The following is a 20785-nucleotide window of genomic DNA, read 5'->3' as shown; positions in this document are numbered from 1 at the left end:
CGAACCCCGGGCGGGACGGCGGTGTCCACTTCCTGACACCGCACTTGCGAGGGCCGCTCGCGATGACGTAGCGTAACGGCCGTAAACGAATAAACCCACGGGAGTCCGATGCATCGGGCTGAGAGGGGACTTGGTAGTCCCGACCGTCGAACCTGATCCAGATCATGCTGGCGCAGGGAGAAGGAGCTATGCGCGCTACTCGTCTACCCCGACTTCACGTCATCACCGACACCCGCGGCCCGGTCGCCCCGGCGGCTCACACGGTGCGGAGCGGTCCCGCTGCCCGCGAACCAGCGCTCGAACACGGCGGTCCCGACACCGCGACGCCGCCCGACCCGGCCCGCGGCGTCATCGCGCCATCCGAACTGATCGTCACGCAGCGTGACGCGAGCCAAGCCATCAGCAGTCCGCTGCAGGCTTCCGCACCGCACGACGTGCTCTTCGCCATCGAGGCGGCGCTGGCCGCCGGAGCCCGCCTCGTCCAGGTCCGGCCCGAGGACCACTACACCGACCGCGCGGCCTTCGACCTCGCCACCGCGATCGCCGCCCTCTGCGACCAGTACGGCGCGTTGTGCCTGGTCAACGACCGCGTGCACATCGCCGAAGCGGTCGGCGCGGACGGCGTCCACCTCGGCGCGGACGACCTCCCGATCGACGCCGCCCGCCGCATCCTTTCCGCCGCCTCGGTCATCGGCGGCACCGCCCGCGACCCGGAATCGGCGCGAGCGGCACGCCGCGCCGGGGCCACCTATCTCGGCGTCGGCCCGGTCTGGGGCACGACCACCAAAGCCGGTCTGCCGCAACCGATCGGACTCGACGGCCTGGCCGCCGTCTGCGAAGCGGTCGACCTCCCGGTGATCGCCATCGGCGGCATCACCGCCGAACGCGCGGCGCTCTGCCGCGAGGCCGGAGCCCATGGCGCGGCGGTGGTCGGCGCGGTCTCGGCCGCTGCCGACCCGCGCCGTGCGACGGCGGAACTCCTTGAAGCCCTGGGAGAAAGCCCGGGGGAGTGGCGCGGAGTAGGCACGGGGCGAAGCGGACCCGACGCGGGCCCGCGCGGGACCGGCGCAGCTCCCGATCCCGGCCTCCTGCGAGTGGCGGGCGAAGCCTGATGCGCATCGCCATCGTCGGTGCCGGGTCGATCGGGCTCGCCGTCGCTTGGCGGGCCGCCCAGTCCGGCGCCGAGGTCGTCGTGCACGACCCCGACCCGGGTTCGGGCGCTTCACGCGTGGCCGCCGGAATGATCGCGCCCGTCACCGAATCCCATTACGGCGAAGCGGCCCTCGGCCCGTTCATGGCCGCCTCCGCCGACGCCTGGCCCGGCCTCGCCCGCGACCTCGAAGCGGCGTCCGGGCTCGCGATCGGGTTCCGCGACGTGCCCACCCTCGTCGTCGGCGTCGAAGACGGCGACAGGGCCGAGATCGACCGGCAGGCCGAGCTGTACCGGCTGACCGCAAGGAACGTCGAGACGCTGACGGCGCGCGCCGCGCGCAAGGTCGAGCCTCTGCTCAGCCATCGCGTGCGCGGCGGCGTGCTCGCACCAGAGGACCGCGCGGTCGATCCGCGAGTAGTACATGACGCACTACTGATAGCCGCCGAGCGGGCCGGAGTCGAGCTGCGGGCGGAACGCATCGACGACCTCGCCGAGCTCGACGCCGACCAGGTGGTCATCGCGGCCGGATGCGGATCGGCGAGCTTCGTTGGTGCGGGCGGTGCGGGCGGCGCGAATGACGGTGCCGCCTCCGATCCCGGCTCTGGCCCGGACTTCCCCGAGCGGCACCGCGACTACGCGGGAACCGCCACTGACGAAGGCTGCCTCGCGGCGCGCAGCGAACACTCGGATGCGGCCACAGCAGATGGCCGCCTCAGGGGGCGCGATGAAGCCGCCTCCGAGGGCGCCCGCTGGACACTGCCGGTGCGACCAGTGCGCGGCGCAGTCCTGCGGCTTCGAACCGTCGGCGACCAGCCGCTGCCCCGAACTACCGTGCGCGGCTATGTCAAAGGCCACCCGATCTACATCGTGACCCGCGAAAGCGGCGAAATCGTCGTAGGAGCATCGAGCGACGAACGCGGCTTCGACCGACGCACCGGCACCGCCGGAGTGGTGCACGACCTGCTCCGCCGAGCGATCGAACTCGTGCCCGAGATCGCCGAATACCACCTCGACGAGGTGAGCGTCGGCTTCCGCCCGGGCACGCCCGACAACCTCCCGCTCATCGGCCGCCTCGACAGCCGGACCGTGGCCGCGACCGGCCACTACCGCAACGGCATCGCCCTCATCCCGGCCACTGCCACCGGAGTCGCCGCCCTGCTGGCCGGAGACGACAAGGCGATCCCAGCAGCCTTCGACCCACTCCGCTTCGGGCCGTTTGCAAGGCAGCGACCGAATGACGTGACTCGGCGGCAGCGTCCTGAGAACCCGCTTTCAGACGGTTCGTCGCGGCTCGTTCAGCCCGGAGCGCCTTGCGCGGACCCGATTCCGGGCAGCGGCCAGCGCTCCGCTGCGCCGTCCGCAAGTGCCCCTGAATCCAGGGTGCCCGCGGGGTCCGACAAGACCGAGTCCCGCGGGGACGAAAACGGTCATGAAGCGGCCGATGACACATCCACCCACGAGGAGGCCGACTCATGAAGATCGAAGTCAATGGTGAAGCGCGCGAAGGCATCGCCACCATCGCCGACGCCGTAGCGGCCGTCACCGACGCCCGCCGCGGGATCGCCGTGGCGCTCAACGGGGAAGTCGTGCCGCGGTCCGAATGGGACCGCCCGCTTACCGACGGCGACGCCGTCGAAGTGCTCACCGCGACCCAAGGAGGCTAGCCATGGACCAGCACGCCACCACCAGAACCGACGCCGACCTCAAGATCGCCGACAAGACCTTCACCTCGCGCCTCATCCTCGGCACCGGCGGCGCCGCCAACCACGCCCAACTCGCCGAGGCGATCACCGCCTCCGGCACCGAACTCGTCACCGTCGCACTGCGTCGCGTCGACCCCGGCGCCTCCGGCTCCATCCTCGACGTCATCGAACGCTGCGGTGTCGAACTCCTCCCCAACACCGCCGGATGCTTCACCGCCGAACAAGCCGTGCGCACCGCCAAACTCGCTCGCGAAGCGTTCGGCACCAACTGGATCAAGCTCGAGGTCATCGGCGACGAGGACACCCTCCTCCCCGACCCCGTCGAACTCCTCGACGCCGCCGAGACCCTCGTCGCCGACGGATTCACCGTCCTGCCCTACACCAGCGACGACCCCGTGCTCGCCCGCCGCCTCGAAGACGCCGGGTGCGCCGCCGTCATGCCCCTCGCCGCGCCCATCGGCACCGGCCTCGGCGTCCGCAACCCGCACAACATGGCCCTGATCTGCGAAAACGCCAACGTCCCCGTCATCTGCGACGCGGGCATCGGCACCGCCTCCGACGCCGCGCTCGCCATGGAGCTCGGCTGCTCGGCGGTCCTCCTCGCCACCGCCGTCACCCGAGCGGCCGATCCCGCGCTCATGGCCGCCGCCATGCGCGACGCGGTCAACGCCGGCCGCGCCGCCCGCCTCGCCGGCCGCATTCCCAAGCGCCACTTGGCCAACGCCTCGTCGAGCTTCGAAGGGATGGCCGACTTGTGAACCGCGCATACCCGGGGAGCCCGCGAGCGGGGGATCGGCGCACCCCGCCCGTCGCCCTCACCATCGCCGGATCCGACTCGGGCGGCGGCGCCGGCATCCAAGCCGACCTCCACACCTTCGCCGCGCACAACGTGCACGGCACCAGCGTCGTCACCGCGATCACCGCCCAGAACACGCGCGGCGTCACCGCCGCGGAACCGGTCGGGGCGGATCTGGTTCGCGCCCAACTCGACGCGGTCCTCGGCGATTTCACGGTCGCGGCCGTCAAGACCGGGATGCTCGGCGGCGACGCCCTGCTCGCGCTCGTCGCCCAGTACGGCGAGGCCGACCGGCTGCCGAACCTCGTGGTCGACCCGGTCATGGTCACCACGACCGGCGACTCCCTCTACGCGGGCGACCCGGCCGCTTACCTCGCCCGACTCGGCCCGCTCGCGACCATCCTGACGCCCAACCTGATCGAAGCACGACAGCTGCTCGGCCGCGAGATCACCAGCGTGGACGACATGCGCGAGGCCGCCCGCGCGCTGGCGACCTACGGGCCGCGGGCAGTGCTGGTCAAAGGCGGCCACCGTGAAGACGCCACTGTGGGGCAAGTGCGGCTCGACGGCTCGCATGAGGACGAACCCGCGAGCGGCAGCGACCGCGAGCGCAGCGGTGCTGGCGGAGCGGAGGACACCGGGGGAGTGCCGAGCGGCCGGGGTAGCGGAGCACCGAGGGGCGCGGGCGAGTTCGGCGACGTTCTGCTCGGCTCGGGCGAGACCGTCGGCGCTGCAGCCGATTCGGGCTCGGCGATCGATGTGCTGTGGTGCGACGGCCAGATGCTCGACCTGGCCGCGCCGCGCGTAGCGACCCGCAACGACCACGGCACCGGGTGCACACTCGCCTCGGCGATCGCGGCCCGGCTCGCTCTCGGACACCCGCTGCCGCAAGCGGTCGCGGGCGCCAAGGTCTACGTCACCGAGGCGTTGAAGGCCGCGGCCGATTGGCGCCTCGGCCTCGGCCCGGGCCCCGTCCACCACCATCACGGCCGCAAGAGCGCCGCCCTGTGAACGGGTCCAGCCCGGCCACGGCAGTCGCCGAGCGCGCGGGAGCAGATCAGGGGCCGAATCGGGGCGACTCTCGCGCGGGCGCGACCGTCGGTCGGCGCGGTTTTCGGGCGCGGCGAGAGCTTCAGGCGGCTGGTCGCCGGGCCCCCGGTTCAAACCCTGGCATCGAGGTCTGACACGACCGCGCCGCTGACGATTCGAACAGCGCACGGACCGATCGAGATTCCCATCGAACAACTTCAAGGAGACAGCATGAACGGCAGAAGCAAGGTCTACGTCGAAGGGCCCCAGAACGACATCCGGGTCCCGTTCACCCAGGTCGAGCTGAACGGCGGCGAGCCGCCGGTCCGGCTCTACGACACCTCCGGGCCTGGATCCGATCCCGAGGTCGGGTTGCCGAAGCTCCGCGAGGCGTGGATCGCCGAGCGCGCCGACGCAGCCACGAGCAAGATCGAGCACGAAGGCGCCCAACTGGACTGCCCCACCCAGCTCCACTACGCCAAGCAGGGCATCGTCACCCCTGAGATGTCGTTCGTCGCGATCCGCGAAGGCCTCGAGGCCGAATTCGTGCGCGACGAGATCGCCGCGGGCCGCGCGATCCTGCCCGCGAACGTGAACCACCCCGAGACCGAGCCGATGATCATCGGCAAGAACTTCCTCACCAAGATCAACGCGAACATCGGCACCTCCGCCGTCTCCGACTCCGTCGCCGCCGAAGTCGAGAAGCTCACCTGGGCCACCAAGTGGGGCGCGGACACCGTGATGGACCTCTCCACCGGCAAGCACATCCACGAGACCCGCGAGCACATCATGCGGAACTCGCCGGTCCCGATCGGCACCGTCCCGCTCTACCAGGCCCTCGAGAAGGTCAACGGCGACCCGGTGAAGCTCAACTGGGAGGTCTACCGCGACACCATCATCGAGCAGGCCGAGCAGGGCGTCGACTACATGACCGTCCACGCCGGGGTCCTGCTGCGCTACGTCCCGCTCGCCGCCCGCCGCGTCACCGGGATCGTCTCCCGCGGCGGCTCGATCATGGCCGCCTGGTGCCTCGCCCACCACGAGGAGAACTTCCTCTACACGCACTACCGCGAGCTCTGCGAGATCTTCGCGAAGTACGACATCGCCTTCTCCCTCGGCGACGGCCTGCGTCCGGGCTCCATCGCCGACGCCAATGACGAGGCCCAGTTCGCCGAGCTCCGCACCCTCGGTGAGCTCACCCACATCGCCTGGGAGTACGACGTCCAGGTCATGGTCGAGGGCCCCGGCCACGTGCCGATGCACAAGATCAAGGAGAACGTCGACCTCCAGCAGGAGATCTGCGGCGAGGCCCCGTTCTACACGCTCGGCCCGCTCACCACCGACGTCGCGCCCGCCTACGACCACATCACCTCCGCGATCGGCGCGGCCATGATCGGCTGGTTCGGCACCGCGATGCTCTGCTACGTGACGCCGAAGGAGCACCTCGGCCTGCCCAACCGCGAGGACGTCAAGGACGGCGTGATCGCCTACAAGATCGCCGCCCACGCCGCCGACCTCGCCAAGGGCCACCCGAAGGCCCAGGAATGGGACGACGCGCTCTCCAAGGCCCGCTTCGAGTTCCGCTGGCAGGACCAGTTCAACCTCTCGCTCGACCCCGACCGGGCCCGCGAGTACCACGACGAGACCCTCCCCGCCGAACCCGCGAAGACCGCGCACTTCTGCTCCATGTGCGGCCCCAAGTTCTGCAGCATGAAGATCAGCCAGGAACTGAAGGAGTACGCGGAGAAGGGCATGGCCGACAAGAGCGAGGAGTTCGCCGCCTCCGGAGGCAAGGTCTACCTCCCGGTGGTCGAGACCACCTGACCGTACGACGTACGGAGTACTGAGTACGAAGTACCGGGAACGGTGTACCCGGTACGGTGTACGAGGTACGGAGTGCGACGCGCAAGGCGCGGCGTACGTTGTACGGAGCCCGCGTCCGGGCTGTAGTCGAGGTCACGGCGGCCGCCTTCAGGGGGGCCGCCACCACCGCGTAGACTCGGTACCTGTTGTTCGAGTGCCTCCGCACTGAGCCGACTGACGGCTCGCAGTTCCACGCGGAGACGCTGTCCAACGAATCCCACGCCGACGGCTTCGCCGCCGAGCGCGCCGATACCGGCCCCGGGGATTCAGGCGGTCCCGCTCTCATCTGCGGGATTCGTTCCACACCGACAACGAAAGCTAGGTAAACCTGTGCGCACGTACAGCCCTAAGCCGGGTGACATTGACCCGCAGTGGCTCGTGATCGACGCGACCGACGTGGTGTTGGGCCGGCTCGCGACGCACGCTGCCGATCTGCTCCGCGGCAAGCACAAGCCGACCTTCGCACCGAACGCGGACACGGGTGACTACGTCATCATCGTGAACGCCGAGAAGATCGTGCTGACGCGGAACAAGCTCCAGACCAAGAAGGCCTACCGCCACTCCGGCTTCCCCGGCGGTCTCAAGGAGAAGTCCTACGCCGAGTTCATGGAGAAGGCCCCCCACAAGGTGGTCGAGAAGGCCGTCTTCGGCATGCTGCCGAAGAACAAGCTCGGCCGCGCCGTGTCCAAGAAGCTGAAGGTCTACGCGGGTCCCGGCCACCCGCACGCCGCCCAGCAGCCGAAGCCGTACGAGATCAAGAAGATCGCGCAGTAGGCGCGGGCGTAGAGGAGCATTCACATGAGTGACGAGATCCAGGCCACCGAGGCCACCGAAGCCGCCGAGGTCGCCGAGACCGAAGCCCCCGAAGCCGTCGAGACCGAGGCTGTCGAAGCCCCCGTCGAGGTGCCCGAGGTTCCTGTCGAGGTCCCCGCCGACGTCGCCGCCGCGCCGTCCGTGCCGAGCATCCCCGTGGTGCCCGTCGACCGCGCGATCCAGACCGTGGGCCGCCGCAAGCGCGCGATCGCCCGCGTCCGACTGGTGTCCGGCACCGGCAAGTACGTCGTCAACGGCAAGACCCTCGAGGACTACTTCCCGAGCAAGGTCCACCAGCAGACCGTCGCGGAGCCCTTCGTGACCGTCGAGGCCGGCGACAACTTCGACGTCCTGGTGAACATCCACGGCGGCGGCGCCACCGGCCAGGCCGGCGCGCTCCGCCTCGGCATCGCCCGGGCTCTGGTCGAGATCGACCCGAACACCCGCCCGGCCCTCAAGGCCGCCGGCTTCCTGACCCGCGACGCCCGCGAGAAGGAATCGAAGAAGTACGGCCTCAAGAAGGCCCGCAAGGCACCGCAGTACTCGAAGCGCTAGCACGCCTTCCCCGCCCACGGCGAAGCTTGCGAGCCGTCAGTTTCGTGGAGCGGGGAACGCGCTAGTCTGCACAAGCGACGGGGCTGCCGAGGAGGACATCCTCGGCGGCCCCCGTTTTTTATGCCGAAAACGATGGGAAGCCACACCGTGTCACGACTGTTCGGGACCGACGGCGTACGAGGGCGGGCGAACGCCGACCTCACGCCCGACCTGGCACTCCGCCTCAACATCGCCGCCGCGCGCGTACTCGGAGCGTCTGACCGCCGCGCCGTCGCCGTCATCGGCCGCGATCCCCGCGCCTCTGGTGAGATGCTCGCCGCCGCCAGCGCCGCAGGCCTCGCCGCGGCCGGCGTGAAGGTCATCGACCTGGGAATCCTTCCCACGCCCGCGGTCGCCCACCTCACGGCCCTGACGGGCGCCGACTTCGGCGTCATGGTCTCGGCCTCGCACAATCCCATGCCGGACAACGGCATCAAGTTCTTCGCGGCCGGCGGCCGCAAGCTCCCTGACGAGGTCGAGGACGCCATCGAGGCGGCCATGAGCGACGACACGCCGCTGCCGCAGGGCGACGGGGTGGGGCGCATCGCCCGCTCGGTCGACCCGGTCGAGGCGTACATCGAGCACCTGGTCGCGGCCTGCCCGCACCCGCTCGAAGGCATCAAGGTCGTGCTCGACCCCGCGAACGGCGCGGCCACCGGCGCGGCCCCCGAGGCCCTGCGCCGCGCGGGCGCCGAGGTCATCACCATCAACGCGGACCCCGACGGGCTGAACATCAACGAGAACTGCGGGTCCACCCACATGGGCGGCCTGCGCGCGGCCGTGATCGAGCACGGCGCGCACGCCGGGATCGCGCTCGACGGCGACGCGGACCGCTGCCTCGCGGTGGACGCGAACGGCGGGGACGTGGACGGCGACGCGATCATGGCGATCCTGGCGCTCGCGATGCGCGAGGCCGGGCAGCTGCGCGGCGACACGCTCGTCACGACCGTGATGAGCAATCTCGGTCTGCACCAGGCGATGGGCGCGGCCGGGATCAAGCTCGAGGTCACCGGGGTCGGCGACCGCTATGTGCTCGAGCGGATCGGCGAGGGCGGCTATTCGCTCGGCGGCGAGCAGTCGGGGCACATCATCATCTCCGATCACGCGACCACGGGCGACGGGACGCTCACGGCGATCATGCTCCTCGCGCGCATGGCCGCCACCGGAAAATCCCTGGCGGAGCTCGCCTCGGTCTTCACGCCCGCGCCGCAGGTGCTGGTGAACGTTCGGGTCGCGGACAAGTCCGTGATCGACCATGCGGACGTGCGCAGCGCGGTGGCGCTGTGGCAGGCGAAGCTCGGCTCTGACGGCCGGGTCCTGTTGCGACCCTCCGGCACCGAACCGCTCGTGCGGGTCATGGTGGAGGCTTCCGAGGAGCCGGTGGCGCAGACGGTGGCGGCCGAGCTCGTGGCGGTCGTCGAGCACGCCATGGGCTGATTTCGACCATATTCTTGCGCGACGGGAGGGCTCCTGAGCGGTGCCCTCCCGTTGGCATAGATGCACTAAGCTCACGCTCTATGGACAACCCAATCGTCTGGATCCTGATCCTCCTGTTGTTGATCGGCCTGATCCTGGTGTTCGCCGCCCTCGGCGGCCGCAACAAACTGGTGCGAATGCGCAACATCACCCAGGAGTCTTGGGCGCAGATCGATGTCGAGCTCCAGCGCCGGTACGACCTGCTGGACAACCTCATGTACGTGGTGCAGCAGGCCGCGGGCTCCGAGAACGCCACGCTGCGGCAGGTCGCCGAGGCGCGCGCGATGGCGATGCAGACCCGGCAGGACCCGAACGCGGGCCACGCCCAGCAGGGCGCGGCCGAAGGCCAGCTCGGAAACGCCATCCGCGGCGTGATCCACATGCAGGAGTCGTACCCGGCCCTGCAGACCAACCAGAACTTCCTCCAGCTCCAGCAGGAGATCACCGAGACCGAGAACCGCATCGCGGCCCCGCGCCGGTTCTACAACGCGAACGTGCGCGAGTACAACACCGCGTTGCAGGTCTTCCCCGGGTCCATCTCGGCGAAGATGGGCGGCTTCAAGCCCGAGGAGTACTTCGAGCTGGACAACCCGGCGGCCCGCACGGCCCCGAAGATGCGCGACATGGGCCAGCCCGCCTACATGCAGCAGCCCCCGGCTCAGCAGCAACAGCAGATGCCGCCGCAGCCCGCGCCCGGCCAGATGCCTTACGGCCAGCCGCAGCAGGTCGGCTACCAGCAGCAGCCTCCGCAGCAGCCCGGCTACGGCCAGCCCGCCCCGCAGCCCGGCTACGGGCAGCAGCCCCAGCCCGGTTACGGCGCCCCGCAGCCCGGCTACGGCCAGCCCCAGCCGGGCTACCCGCAGCAGCCCCAGCAGCCGCAGCAGCCCGGATACGGCCAGCAGCCCTACGGCCGGTAGTACGCCGCCCCCGACTCGATTCCCGTTCGCCGACGCACGTGAGGCGTGCATCAGCGCGCTTCGCGGAAGCTTGGGAGCCGCAAATCATCACCCTCGGCGACGCTTGCGAGCCGTGAAACAGCCCTGAAAAGCCCGTAAGAAGGAACCACCCCAGTGAACGAGACACTGCTCGCCTCGAGCAGCAGCAGCGGCGACATGCCTTGGTGGGCTTACGTTCTGTGCCTGCTCGTGGTCGGCGCCGGCGCGTACTTCGCCTGGCGCGCCAGGCAGAAGAAGATCGCGATGTACCGGGCCTGGGCGGCCCAGTACGGCTTCCACTACGAGCCCAGCGACAACTCGGTGACCGGGCTGTCCACTGAAGACCCCTTCAACGAGGGCCACTCGCGCAAGGGCATCGACGTCTTCCGCGGCATGTACAAGAACGTGCACATCGTGTTCTTCCAGTACCAGTACTCGACCGGCAGCGGCAAGGAGAGGAAGACGTTCAACCACCAGGTGGTGGCGATCGGTCTGCCGACCGCGCGGCCGCTGCTGGACATCGGCCAGGAGAACTTCCTGACCAAGCGGTTCGCGAAGGACATCGACTTCGAGAACCAGGCGTTCAACGACTTCTTCCGGATCAAGTCGCCGAACCGCCGGTTCGCGTACGACATCATCCACGCCCGCACCATGGAGTGGATGCTGCAGGACCAGCGCGCCCGCTCCTACCCGTGGCGTTTCGAAGGGCCTTGGCTCATGACCTTCCGGTCGGGAGCGCTCAAGCTCGAAGAGGTCTTCTTCTACGCGGACTTCCTGATCGACATCCTCGCTCAGGTGCCCAAACACGTTTGGGCCAACCACTGACGACCCGCCGGGGGGGGGGGGAACACGAGGGCCCCGGGGGGTGAGCCCCCCCGGGGGGCCCCCCCCCCCCCCGCCCCGGGGGCCCGCCCCCCCCCCCGCCCCCCGGCGGCGTTCCGCCCAGCGGGGGCGAAGGAGGGGCTGTGACCGAGGCCGTCACCGGCGCGATGATCGCTTCCGTCCTGCTGTCGCTGTGCGTCGGCATACCCGGCCTGGCCGTCGGGTTCGCGATCGTCCACACGAGGCGGGCGCGGCAGCGGCACATCGCCCGGCTCACGGCCTGGGCCGCCCTGCACGGCTTCCAGTACTGGCCGAAGGACCAGTCCGCGCTGGGGCTCTCGCGGCAGGCGCCGTTCACGACCGGCAGCGGCCACGAAGCGCTCGACGTCCTGCGCGGCACGTTCCGGGACGTGCACCTGCACTGCTTCCAGCTCAGGTACCGCGTCAGCAGCGGCGACTCGCAGAGCACCCACGACTACCAGGTGGTCGCGATCAGCCTGCCCGCGATGCGGCCGCTGCTCGACATAGCGCATGAGAACGCGCTGACGCGGCGGTTCGACAAGGACCTCGAATTCGAGCACCAGGCTTTCAACGACAAGTTCAAGATCGTTTCGCCGAGCCCGCGGTTCGCCCACGACGTGATCCACCCGCGCACGATGGAGTGGATGCTCGCGGATCCTCGAGCGCACACGATCCGCTGGCGTTTCGAGGGCGCGTGGCTGATGACCTTCCGGCCGGGTCGGCTCGACCCGCAGGAGGTCTTCTACTACGCGGAGTTCCTGCACCAGGTGCTCGCCCAGGTGCCGAAGCACGTGTGGTCGGGTCCGTAGCCGAGTCGCCCGGATTGCACCGCACGGGAAAACGCTAGGGCTGCCCCGCCCACCTGTGAATCGCCCGCCCCTGACCCGAGTTCCGGTTCGCCTACCGCCCTGGCAGGGCGGGCGGCCTCGGAGGGCGGGGGAGGTGCGCGTCCCGACTGCTAGAATGGCTGCGCGCGGGCCGCCGACAGGTGTCGCCCGCGATGGCCCGTGGTGTAATTGGCAACACTACTGATTTTGGTTCAGTCATTTCAGGTTCGAGTCCTGGCGGGCCAGCCAACCCACCCCCAACATGAATCCGGTCAAATCGGACCATCGGGGGACCCCCGAAAATCAATCCTCCCGCGCGGGTATGACACTGCGCGTTTCGAACAAGACGCGAGCGCTCAGCGCATCCGGTCGAAGACCGCCGCGAAGCCCGTCTCGGCAGCGCCCATGAGCGCGCCCTCGTCGCCCAGCACCGGCGTGCGCAGTCGCAGTTTGGAACGCAGATGCGGCAGCGTCGTCTCCGCCAGCGCCGAACGCACCGGCGCGGCCGTCGACAGGTACAGCTCCCGCAGCCAGCCGCCGAACAGGATCTCATCAGGTCCCGTCGCCGTCACGACCGCGCCCAGCGCCCGGCCCAGGTCCTCGCCCGAGCGACGCAGCCGGTCGCGGGCCGCCGCGTCGCCCATGCCCGCGGCGAGCGTGGCGTTCTCGATGTCCTCCGCGAATACGAAGGCCTCCATCTCCGCCTCCAGACACCCGCGCAACCCGCAGGCGCATTCGCGCCCGCCCGGCTCGACCACGATGTGCCCCAACTGGATCGACCCGCCGCGCTGCGAGCGGCCCTCGATCACGAGCCCGGCCGTCAGGCCTCGCCCGCCGTGCAGGTAGAGCAGTTTCCGGGCCTCGTGCGCGTCCCCGCGCGACCATTCGCCGACCGCCGCGGCGGTCGCCGTGTCGACGACCTGCCACTCCCGGCCGGTCGCCGCCTCCAGATCCGCGGCCACATCCCGGTCGACCCAGCCCAGCTCCGTCGAATGCGCGACCGTGCCCTCGTCGACCAGGCCGGGCATCGCCGCGACCGCGTCGACCGCGTCCCCGGCCTTGCCGCCGGTGATCACCGCGACGGCCGACACCGGGTCGTCGCCGTCCTCGAGCGCCGTCTCCGACCGCTCCAGCACCTCGCCGCCGAGCCCGACCAGCGCGAACCGCAGCCGGTCGGCGCGGATCTCGACCGCCGCCACCGTGATCGACTGCGGCACGCACGCGACGAGCGTCGAGGGCCGACCGGCCGAGCCGGTCGACTGCCCCGTCGTCTCCTGCAAGTGCCCCGATTCGGCGAGGTCGGTCGCCAGCGCGCCGATCGTGGACCGGTTGAGCTCCAACGCCTCCGTGAGCGCGGCGCGGGTCTGGGGGCCGTGCCGGTGGAGCTGCTCGAGCAGTGCCGCGCGGTTGCGCCGCCGCAGCTCCACGGCCGGAGGCAGGGCCACCGGTCAGTGCCTGCCGAAGAGCTTGCCCCGGCCCCGGGACATGGCGTCGACGCCCGCCGCGAGCAGCAGCACCGCGCCGGTCACGCCGAACCGCACCCCGGCGCTCAACCCCATCAGGCCCATGCCGTTGTTGATGATCGCCACGACCGCTCCTCCCAGCAGGGCCGCCCGCACCGTGCCCTTGCCACCGAAGAGGCTAGCACCGCCGATGACCGCCGCCCCCACAGAAAGCAGGAGCACATTGGACCCGCCCGTGTTGGGGTCCACCGAGGCCGCGCGCGAAGCCGCGACGATCCCGCCGATCGCGGCCATCCCCGAGCAGATCACGAACGCCGCGATGCGCACCCGGTCGACGTTCACGCCCGCGCGCACCGCCGCCTCCCGGTTCCCGCCCACCGCATAGAGATGCCGCCCGAACCTGGTGCGGTGCAGCACGAACGTCCACACCGCGAACAGCGCCCCGAGGATCACGACCACCACCGGCACGCCGGTGAGGGAGATGATCTGCGGATTGGCCGAGCGCTCCAGGTTGAGCAGGAACACCGTCGCCGTCAGCAGCGCCCCGAGCGACGCGATCCGCGCCGCCACGACCGCGAGCGGCTCGTGCACGAGCGATCGCGCCACCCGCCGCCGCCACCGGTTCATCTGCAGCGCACCGTAGGCGGCGATCGTGAGCACCAGCAGCGTCCAGCCCTGCCAGCGCTCCAGGTTCCCGCCCGCGACGGCCTTCACCGTCTCGTTGTGGATGGTGATGTTGCTGCCCTCTTCGAGGATCATGAGCACGATGCCCTGGAACGCCAGGAACGCCGCGAGCGTCACCACGAACGACGGGATGCCGAGCTTCACCACCAGCGTCCCCAGCAGCAGCCCGATCACCACGCCCGTGGCGATGGCCGCGCCGATCGCGAGCGGCCACGGCATCCCCCAGTTCGTGAGGATCACCGCCATGATCGCCGCGCACACGCCCGAGGCGAACCCCGCTGAAAGGTCGATCTCGCCGATGACCAGCACGAACACGAGCCCCATGGCGATGCATGCGACGGCCGCGCCCTGCCCGAAGAGGTTCGCGAGGTTCCCCACCGAGAGGAACACCGGCTGCGAGATCCCGAAGAACACGCACAGCGCGATGATCCCGGCGACGGCCGGCAGCGCCCCCACCTCGCCGGATCGGACCTCCGCCCAGTAGCCCTTGACGTGGTCGGCGACGGCGCGCACCGCGCCCGGCTCGGTCCCGGCCTCGGGCCGGGATTCGACTTGAGTGCTCACGGCCGGGCTCCATTCGTGTCGGCGGCGCCGAGTCCGAGCGATCCGGACCGGCCGCTGGTGATGAGTTCGACCACCTGCGACTGGGTGGCGTCGGCGGCGTCGAGCACCGCCGCCATCCGGCCCAGGTACAGGGCGGCGATCCGGTCGGCCACGGCGAAGACGTCGTTGAGGTTATGGGAGATGTAGAGGACGGCCAGGCCCTGGTCGGCGAGGCGCCGGATGAGTTCGAGCACCTGCCGGGTCTGGGCCACGCCGAGCGCGGCGGTCGGCTCGTCGAGGATGACCAGCCGCGAGTTCCACAGCACCGCTTTGGCGATGGCCACGGTCTGGCGCTGGCCTCCCGAGAGGCTCGCCACGGGCTGTCGCAGGTTCCGGATGGTGCGCACCGCGAGCGACGACAGCGTCTCCGCCGCCAGGTGCTCCATGGCGTCGTCGTCGAGGACCATGCCGCGGACCTTTTCCCTGCCGAGGAACAGGTTCTCGACGACGTCGAGGTTGTCGCAGAGGGCGAGGTCCTGGTAGACGACCTCGATGCCGAGGGCCGCGGCGTCGCGCGGCCCGGAGATGGTGCGGGTCTCGCCGTCGACGGTGATGGCGCCGCCGTCGATGGCGTGGATCCCGGCCACGCATTTGACCAGTGTGGACTTTCCGGCGCCGTTGTCGCCGACGAGGGCGCAGACCTCTCCGGCGTCGATCGCGAGATCGACGTCGGAGAGGACCTCGACCGGTCCGAAGCGCTTCGAGAGTCCGGTGAGCTCTAGGAACACGGTGCTCTATCCGATCCCGTGCTCGGTGCAGAGCGCCGCGTACTCGCCGGCGCACAGCTCCGCCGGGTCGGCGAAGCCGTCGTCGACGACCGTCTGGATGTTCTCGATGGTGATGGCGACGGGTTCGAGCAGCACGGAGGGCACCTCGGCCCCGCTCACGGGGTCGGTGACGCTGGCGTCCGTCTCGGGCTTCTCGCCGTTCGCAAGGGCCACGGCGAGTTCGGCGGCGGCGTTCGCCTCCTCCTCGATCGCCTTGTAGACGGTCATGCACTGGTCGCCGGTGAGGATGTTCTGCAGGCCCTGGATGGTGGCGTCCTGCCCGGTCACCGGGACGGTCCCGTTGAGGTTGTTGCGCTCGAGCACCGTGATGACCGCGTGCGCCAGGCCGTCGTTCGCGGCGAGCACGCCGTCGACCTCGGTGCCGGTGTCGGTGAGCATCTGCTCGAAGAGCGTGCCGCCCTGGGCGTTGTCCCAGTCGGGCACCCATTCGTCGGGGCCCTTGGTGAAGGTGCCGGCGTCGTAGAGCGGCTGGAGCACGGAGTCGTACCCGGCCTTGAACAGGGTCGCGTTGTTGTCGGTGGGGGACCCGTTGAGTTCGGCCACAAGCGGATTGGCGACGCCTTCGAGGCAGGAGACGAGGCCCTCGCCCTGGAGCACGCCGACCTGCTCGTTGTCGAAGCTCACGTAGTAGTCGGCGCCGCCGTCCTCGGTGAGCCGGTCGTAGTCGATGGTGGCCACACCCTGGGATTTGGCCTTCTCGATGACGGTCTTGCCGGTACCCGAGTCGAGGTTCACAGTCACCAGCACGTCGGCGCCCTTGGTGAGCATCTGGTCGGCGATGGTCTGGAAGTCCTCGCGGCTGCCTTGGGCGTTCTGGATGTCGTATTCGACGCCGGCCGCTTCGAATGCGGCTTCGAGGTATTTGCGGTCGGCGGTCTCCCACCGGTCCGAGGAGGCCGAGTCGGGGAGGATGACGCCGATGAGGGGGGCGTCGTCCCCGCCTCCGCCGCCGTCTTGCCCGCAGGCGGTGAGGGTCAGGGCGAGGACCGCGCCGGTGGCGGCGGCCAATGCGATTCGAGGGCGGGAGCTGCTGAGAAGGTGCATGAGAGGTACCTCCGAGGTTTGTTGTTGTCTGCAACATATGATGAGTGACGCAGCTCGCACAAGTGTCAGGGCGATGGAGAACGTCTTCCATTCGTAACGATTCGGTGACGGCGCGGGTCCCCGGGTCGGGCCGTTCACCGCTCGGCCACCGACTACCATGGCCCATCATGAGCAGTGAGCGTTCGGCGATCATCCTGGCCGCTGGCCTGGGCACCCGCATGAAGTCGGCGAAACCCAAGGTCCTTCATGAACTCCTGGGCCGGACCCTGCTGGGGCACGTCCTCCGCAGCACCAAGTCCTTCCAGCCCGACCACCGCATCGTGGTCGTCGGCGCCGCGGCCGACCAGGTCACCGCGTTCCTCGACAAGGCCGCCCCCGACGCCGAGACCGTGCTCCAGACCGAGCAGCTCGGCACCGGCCACGCCGTGCGCACCGCGCTGGAGGCCTACCCCGACCTCGAGGGCACCGTCGTCGTCCTCTGCGGCGACGCCCCCCTCATGCGCCGCAGCACCCTGACCGAACTGGTCGAGGTCCACGAGAAGGCCCGCCACGCCGTCACCGTCCTCACCGCCGAAGTCGACGACCCCACCGGGTTCGGACGCATCGTGCGCGACGGCGAGGGCAACGTCCTCCGCAACGTCGAGCACCGCGACGCCGAACTCGACGAACTCGCCATCCGCGAGATCAACTCCGGCACCTACGCCTTCGACGTGCAGGTCCTGCGCGAGCAGCTGTCCAAGCTCACCTCTGCCAACGACCAAGGCGAGCTCTACCTCACCGACGTGCTCGAACTCGCCCGCGAAGCCGGGCACCCCATCGGCGCCGTCGTCGTCGACGACCCCACCGAGGTCCTGGCCTGCAACGACCGGGCACAGCTCGCCGGGCTGCGCCGCATCATGCAGCAGCGCATCAACACCGAGCTGATGAAGTCGGGCGTCACCCTCGAGGACCCCGAGACCACCTGGATCGACGCCACCGCCAAGGTCGCCCCCGACGTGCTCATCCGCCCCGGCGTGCAGCTCAAGGGCGCCACGGCCGTCGACTCCGGCGCCGAGATCGGCCCGGACACGACGCTCACCGACACGATCGTCGGCGCGGGCGCCGTCGTCGTCCGCAGCCACGCCGACCAGTCCCACATCGGTGAGGGCGCCCACGTCGGCCCGTTCGCGCACCTGCGCCCCGCTTCGAAGCTCGCCGAGCAGTCCCAGATCGGCGCGTTCGTCGAGACCAAGAATGCCGAGATCGGCCCCGGCGCGAAGGCCAACCACCTCGCCTACCTCGGCGACGCCACCGTCGGCGCCAAGGCCAACATCGGCTGCGGCGTCATCACCGCCAACTACGACGGCGTCCACAAGCACCGCACCGAGATCGGCGAGGCCGCGTTCATCGGCTGCGACACCGTGCTGGTCGCCCCCGTCAGCGTCGGCGACGGCGCCTACGTCGCCGCCGGGTCCACCATCGTCAAGGACGTCGAACCCGGCGACCTCGGCGTCGCCCGCGCCCGCCAGGCCGTGCTCACCGGCTGGGTCGCCAAGAAGCGCCCGGGCACCGTCTCGGATAAAGCAGCGAGGCGTGCGAAGGGTGAGGCGGGAGTGTCCGAAGCGTGACGGGACACTAAACCCCCCGGTCCCCTCGCGCTTCGGCGCAGGGCAGGGGACACTGGAACCGTCGAGGTTCAGGTGAGACGACCTACTGGGGGAGCCCACGTCATGGCGAGCATGTCCGCTGTCAACTCCAAGATGCTCATGCTGTTCTCCGGGCGTGCCTACCCGGAGCTGGCCGAGGAGATCGGCAAGCACCTCGGGGTCGCGCCGACCCCGATGAGCGCCTACTCCTTCGCCAACGGCGAGCTCTTCGTGCGCTACCAGGAGTCCGTCCGCGGCTGCGACGCCTTCGTCGTGCAGTCCATGCCCGCGCCGATCAACGAGTGGGTCATGGAGACCCTCATCATGATCGACGCGCTCAAGCGCGGCTCGGCCAAGCGGATCACCGTCGTGCTCCCGTTCTACCCGTACGCGCGCCAGGACAAGAAGCACCGCGGCCGCGAGCCCATCTCCGCACGCCTCATGGCCGACCTCCTCAAGACCGCCGGCGCCGACCGCATCCTCACCGTGGACCTCCACACCGCCCAGATCCAGGGCTTCTTCGACGGCCCCGTCGACCACCTCTTCGCCATGGGCACGCTCGCCCGCTACGTCGAGGAGAAGTACGCCGACCGCCAGATGGCCGTCGTCTCGCCCGACACCGGCCGCGTCCGCCTCGCCGAGCGCTGGTCCGACCGGCTAGGCGGCTGCCCCATCGCGTTCGTGCACAAGACCCGCGACCCCCTCAAGCCCAACCAGGTCGTCGCGCACAAGGTCGTCGGCGACGTCGAAGGCCGCACCTGCCTCCTCATCGACGACATGATCGACACCGCCGGCACCATCTGCTCGGCCGCCGAGATGCTCAAGGAGTCCGGCGTCGAGGACATCGTCATCGCCTCCACCCACGCGATCATGTCCGGCCCCGCCGTCGAGCGCCTCGCGAAGGCGCCCGTCAGCGAAGTGATCGTCACCAATACGCTCCCCCTCCCCAAGGAAGCCCAGGACCTCGAGAAGATCACCACCCTGTCCATCGCGCCGCTCGTCGCGAAGGCCATCTGGGAGGTCTTCAACGACGGCTCCGTCACCACGCTCTTCGGCGGTCTCTCGTAAGTCACATATCGACGCCCGTGTCAAGCCTGATCTGATGCGCGTAGTACTCTGGTGGGGTTGCCGACGGCGAGGGTGTCCTCCAGAGGGCGCCGTAATCGACGCAAAGGCGTAGGTCTTTTTCAGGGCTCGTGTGCCCTTCTGAATGCCGACGTGAGCGTCGAGCGCCGCATGAAATGTTGCTAAAAAACAGGGGAGTATTTCCGTGTCCGAAGTTCGTATCAGCGCCGAGCCTCGCACTGACTTCGGGAAGGGCGGTGCCCGCCGTACGCGCCGGGCTGGAAAGGTTCCCGCGGTGGTCTACGGCCACGGCGAGAAGCCGCTCCACATTTCCCTTCCCTCGCTTGAGCTCGCCGCCGCCATCCGCAAGGGCGGCGCCAACCAGCTCATCGCCATCGAGGTCACTGACGGTACCCGCGAGCTGGTGATCCCCAAGGACATCCAGCGCGACCCGCTGCGTGACGAGATCGTCCACGCCGACCTGCTGATCGTCCGCCGCGGCGAGACCATCACGACCGACATCCCGGTCAACTTCGTCGGCGAGGCGGAGAAGGGCGGCCTGGTCGTGCACGACCTCAACACCCTGACCGTTGAGGCCGAGGCGACCCACATTCCCGAGTCCATCGAGGTCAGCATCGAGGGCCTGGCCATCGGCTCGCAGCGCTACGTGCGCGACGTCGAGGTCCCCGAGGGCATCGTCATCCTCTCGGACGGCGACCTGGTGCTCGCCTCCGTTTCCGAGCCGCGCGGCGAGGCCCCGGCCGAGGAAGAGGCCGCCGAGGGTGAAGAAGCCCCGGCCGCCGCTGCTGCCGAGTAACACCGAGAACCACATGACCGACGCCCCGACGCTCGTGGTCGGCCTGGGCAACCCTGGGCCGAAATACGCCGCGAACCGCCACAATGTCGGTTTCATGGTCGTCGACGCGCTCGCCCGACGCGTCGGCGGTCGTTTCGCCGTGGCCCGCAAGGCCCGCGCCGAAGTCTGCGAGGCCCGCTTGGGGGTAGGCGGGCCTCGCGTCATACTCGTCAAACCCTTGACGTTCATGAACCTCTCCGGCGAGGCCGTCGGCCCGCTCGCCCAGTACTTCGGGGTCGCACCCGAATCGGTGATCGCGGTTCACGACGAACTCGACGTCCCGTTCGGCGAACTGCGCCTCAAACGCGGCGGCGGCGAGGGCGGCCACAACGGCCTCCGCTCGCTCACGAAGGTGCTGGGCACCAAGGACTACGCCCGGGTGCGCTTCGGCGTCGGCCGGCCGCCCGGCCGCCAGGACGCGGCCGACTTCGTCCTCAAGGACTTCGCCAAGGCCGAACGCCCCGAAGCGGACCTGAACATCGAACTCGCCGCCGACGCGGTCGAGGCGATCATCGAAAAGGGCTTCGTGATGGCGCAGAACCAGTTCAACGCACCGAAGTGAAGTCGAAACCGACGCTCGGCAACGCGCCTGCCGCATAGGGTGTCCTTCGGCGCCCATAGTGGA

At 69.8% G+C, this 20785-nt stretch carries 19 protein-coding genes, 1 tRNA gene, 1 pseudogene and 1 riboswitch; of the genes and pseudogenes, 17 read left to right on the top strand and 4 right to left on the bottom strand.

The features are described 5' to 3' along the window. The first annotated feature begins 89 nt into the window (after positions 1-89). Positions 90-196, top strand: a riboswitch (TPP riboswitch). A gap of 202 nt (positions 197-398) precedes the next feature. The 13 genes and pseudogenes from thiE to O1R50_RS18140 form a co-directional block, all read left to right on the top strand. Next, positions 399-992, top strand: a pseudogene (gene thiE, locus O1R50_RS26425) (thiamine phosphate synthase); the annotation flags it as partial. A 119-nt stretch (positions 993-1111) separates the two neighbouring features. Beyond that, positions 1112-2629, top strand: a complete 1518-nt coding sequence (locus O1R50_RS18195; protein ID WP_270111579.1) for an FAD-dependent oxidoreductase — start codon at positions 1112-1114, stop codon at positions 2627-2629. Then, positions 2626-2817 (top strand): sulfur carrier protein ThiS, encoded by a 192-nt coding sequence (gene thiS / locus O1R50_RS18190; protein WP_270111578.1) that lies wholly within the window; start codon positions 2626-2628, stop codon positions 2815-2817. Before O1R50_RS18195 ends, thiS begins: the two co-directional genes overlap by 4 nt. A gap of 2 nt (positions 2818-2819) precedes the next feature. Continuing rightward, positions 2820-3614, top strand: coding sequence for a thiazole synthase (locus tag O1R50_RS18185; RefSeq protein ID WP_270111577.1), 795 nt, complete (start codon positions 2820-2822; stop codon positions 3612-3614). Next, positions 3611-4663: a bifunctional hydroxymethylpyrimidine kinase/phosphomethylpyrimidine kinase gene (gene thiD, locus O1R50_RS18180; RefSeq protein WP_270111576.1), complete on the top strand. Its 1053-nt coding sequence runs from the start codon at positions 3611-3613 to the stop codon at positions 4661-4663. Before O1R50_RS18185 ends, thiD begins: the two co-directional genes overlap by 4 nt. Positions 4664-4912: 249 nt before the next feature. Next, complete coding sequence (thiC, locus tag O1R50_RS18175) at positions 4913-6505, top strand: phosphomethylpyrimidine synthase ThiC (protein WP_270111575.1); 1593 nt, start codon at positions 4913-4915, stop codon at positions 6503-6505. A gap of 369 nt (positions 6506-6874) precedes the next feature. Beyond that, a complete protein-coding gene (gene rplM / locus O1R50_RS18170) occupies positions 6875-7318 on the top strand; it encodes a 50S ribosomal protein L13 (protein ID WP_205325261.1) in 444 nt (147 codons plus the stop codon). 24 nt (positions 7319-7342) lie between these two features. Continuing rightward, positions 7343-7912, top strand: a complete 570-nt coding sequence (rpsI, locus tag O1R50_RS18165; RefSeq protein ID WP_408612740.1) for a 30S ribosomal protein S9 — start codon at positions 7343-7345, stop codon at positions 7910-7912. Positions 7913-8059: 147 nt separating this feature from the next. Further along, on the top strand, positions 8060-9388 hold the full coding sequence (gene glmM, locus O1R50_RS18160; RefSeq protein ID WP_270111574.1) for a phosphoglucosamine mutase: 1329 nt from the start codon (positions 8060-8062) through the stop codon (positions 9386-9388). An 80-nt stretch (positions 9389-9468) separates the two neighbouring features. Beyond that, positions 9469-10344: a LemA family protein gene (locus O1R50_RS18155; RefSeq protein ID WP_270111573.1), complete on the top strand. Its 876-nt coding sequence runs from the start codon at positions 9469-9471 to the stop codon at positions 10342-10344. 153 nt (positions 10345-10497) lie between these two features. Continuing rightward, complete coding sequence (locus O1R50_RS18150) at positions 10498-11187, top strand: hypothetical protein (protein ID WP_270111572.1); 690 nt, start codon at positions 10498-10500, stop codon at positions 11185-11187. A gap of 140 nt (positions 11188-11327) precedes the next feature. Beyond that, positions 11328-12014: a hypothetical protein gene (locus O1R50_RS18145; protein ID WP_270111571.1), complete on the top strand. Its 687-nt coding sequence runs from the start codon at positions 11328-11330 to the stop codon at positions 12012-12014. Between the two features lie 192 nt (positions 12015-12206). Then, positions 12207-12281, top strand: a tRNA-Gln gene (locus O1R50_RS18140). A gap of 107 nt (positions 12282-12388) precedes the next feature. Here O1R50_RS18140 and O1R50_RS18135 read toward each other — a convergent pair. The 4 genes from O1R50_RS18135 to O1R50_RS18120 are packed head-to-tail and all read right to left on the bottom strand — an operon-like array spanning position 12389 to position 16614. Beyond that, positions 12389-13477 carry an ROK family protein gene (locus O1R50_RS18135; RefSeq protein ID WP_270111570.1) on the bottom strand — a complete coding sequence of 363 codons (1089 nt, stop codon included), beginning with the start codon at positions 13475-13477 and terminating at the stop codon, positions 12389-12391. Between the two features lie 3 nt (positions 13478-13480). Next, the gene (locus O1R50_RS18130) at positions 13481-14743 is read right to left on the bottom strand and encodes a sugar ABC transporter permease (protein ID WP_270111569.1); all 1263 of its coding nucleotides are present in this window, start codon (positions 14741-14743) and stop codon (positions 13481-13483) included. Beyond that, the gene (locus O1R50_RS18125) at positions 14740-15510 is read right to left on the bottom strand and encodes an ATP-binding cassette domain-containing protein (protein WP_270111568.1); all 771 of its coding nucleotides are present in this window, start codon (positions 15508-15510) and stop codon (positions 14740-14742) included. Before O1R50_RS18125 ends, O1R50_RS18130 begins: the two co-directional genes overlap by 4 nt. A 6-nt stretch (positions 15511-15516) precedes the next feature. Beyond that, positions 15517-16614, bottom strand: coding sequence for a sugar ABC transporter substrate-binding protein (locus O1R50_RS18120; protein ID WP_270111567.1), 1098 nt, complete (start codon positions 16612-16614; stop codon positions 15517-15519). A 167-nt stretch (positions 16615-16781) separates the two neighbouring features. Between O1R50_RS18120 and glmU the strand changes: the two genes are divergently transcribed. The 4 genes from glmU to pth all read left to right on the top strand — a co-directional run bounded on the left by glmU (position 16782) and on the right by pth (position 20722). Then, positions 16782-18221, top strand: a complete 1440-nt coding sequence (gene glmU, locus O1R50_RS18115; RefSeq protein ID WP_270111566.1) for a bifunctional UDP-N-acetylglucosamine diphosphorylase/glucosamine-1-phosphate N-acetyltransferase GlmU — start codon at positions 16782-16784, stop codon at positions 18219-18221. Between the two features lie 102 nt (positions 18222-18323). Next, positions 18324-19307 carry a ribose-phosphate diphosphokinase gene (locus O1R50_RS18110; protein WP_270115694.1) on the top strand — a complete coding sequence of 328 codons (984 nt, stop codon included), beginning with the start codon at positions 18324-18326 and terminating at the stop codon, positions 19305-19307. Positions 19308-19509: 202 nt separating this feature from the next. Further along, positions 19510-20121 carry a 50S ribosomal protein L25/general stress protein Ctc gene (locus tag O1R50_RS18105; protein ID WP_270111564.1) on the top strand — a complete coding sequence of 204 codons (612 nt, stop codon included), beginning with the start codon at positions 19510-19512 and terminating at the stop codon, positions 20119-20121. Positions 20122-20134: 13 nt separating this feature from the next. Then, positions 20135-20722, top strand: a complete 588-nt coding sequence (gene pth, locus O1R50_RS18100; RefSeq protein WP_270111563.1) for an aminoacyl-tRNA hydrolase — start codon at positions 20135-20137, stop codon at positions 20720-20722. Positions 20723-20785: the final 63 nt, after the last annotated feature.

The sequence above is a fragment of the Glycomyces luteolus genome (genome assembly GCF_027622875.1).
Taxonomy (GTDB): Bacteria; Actinomycetota; Actinomycetes; order Mycobacteriales; family Micromonosporaceae; genus Glycomyces; species Glycomyces luteolus.
The sequence above is the reverse complement of the archived record's forward strand: the minus strand, read 5'-3'. Positions and strand labels throughout refer to the sequence as shown.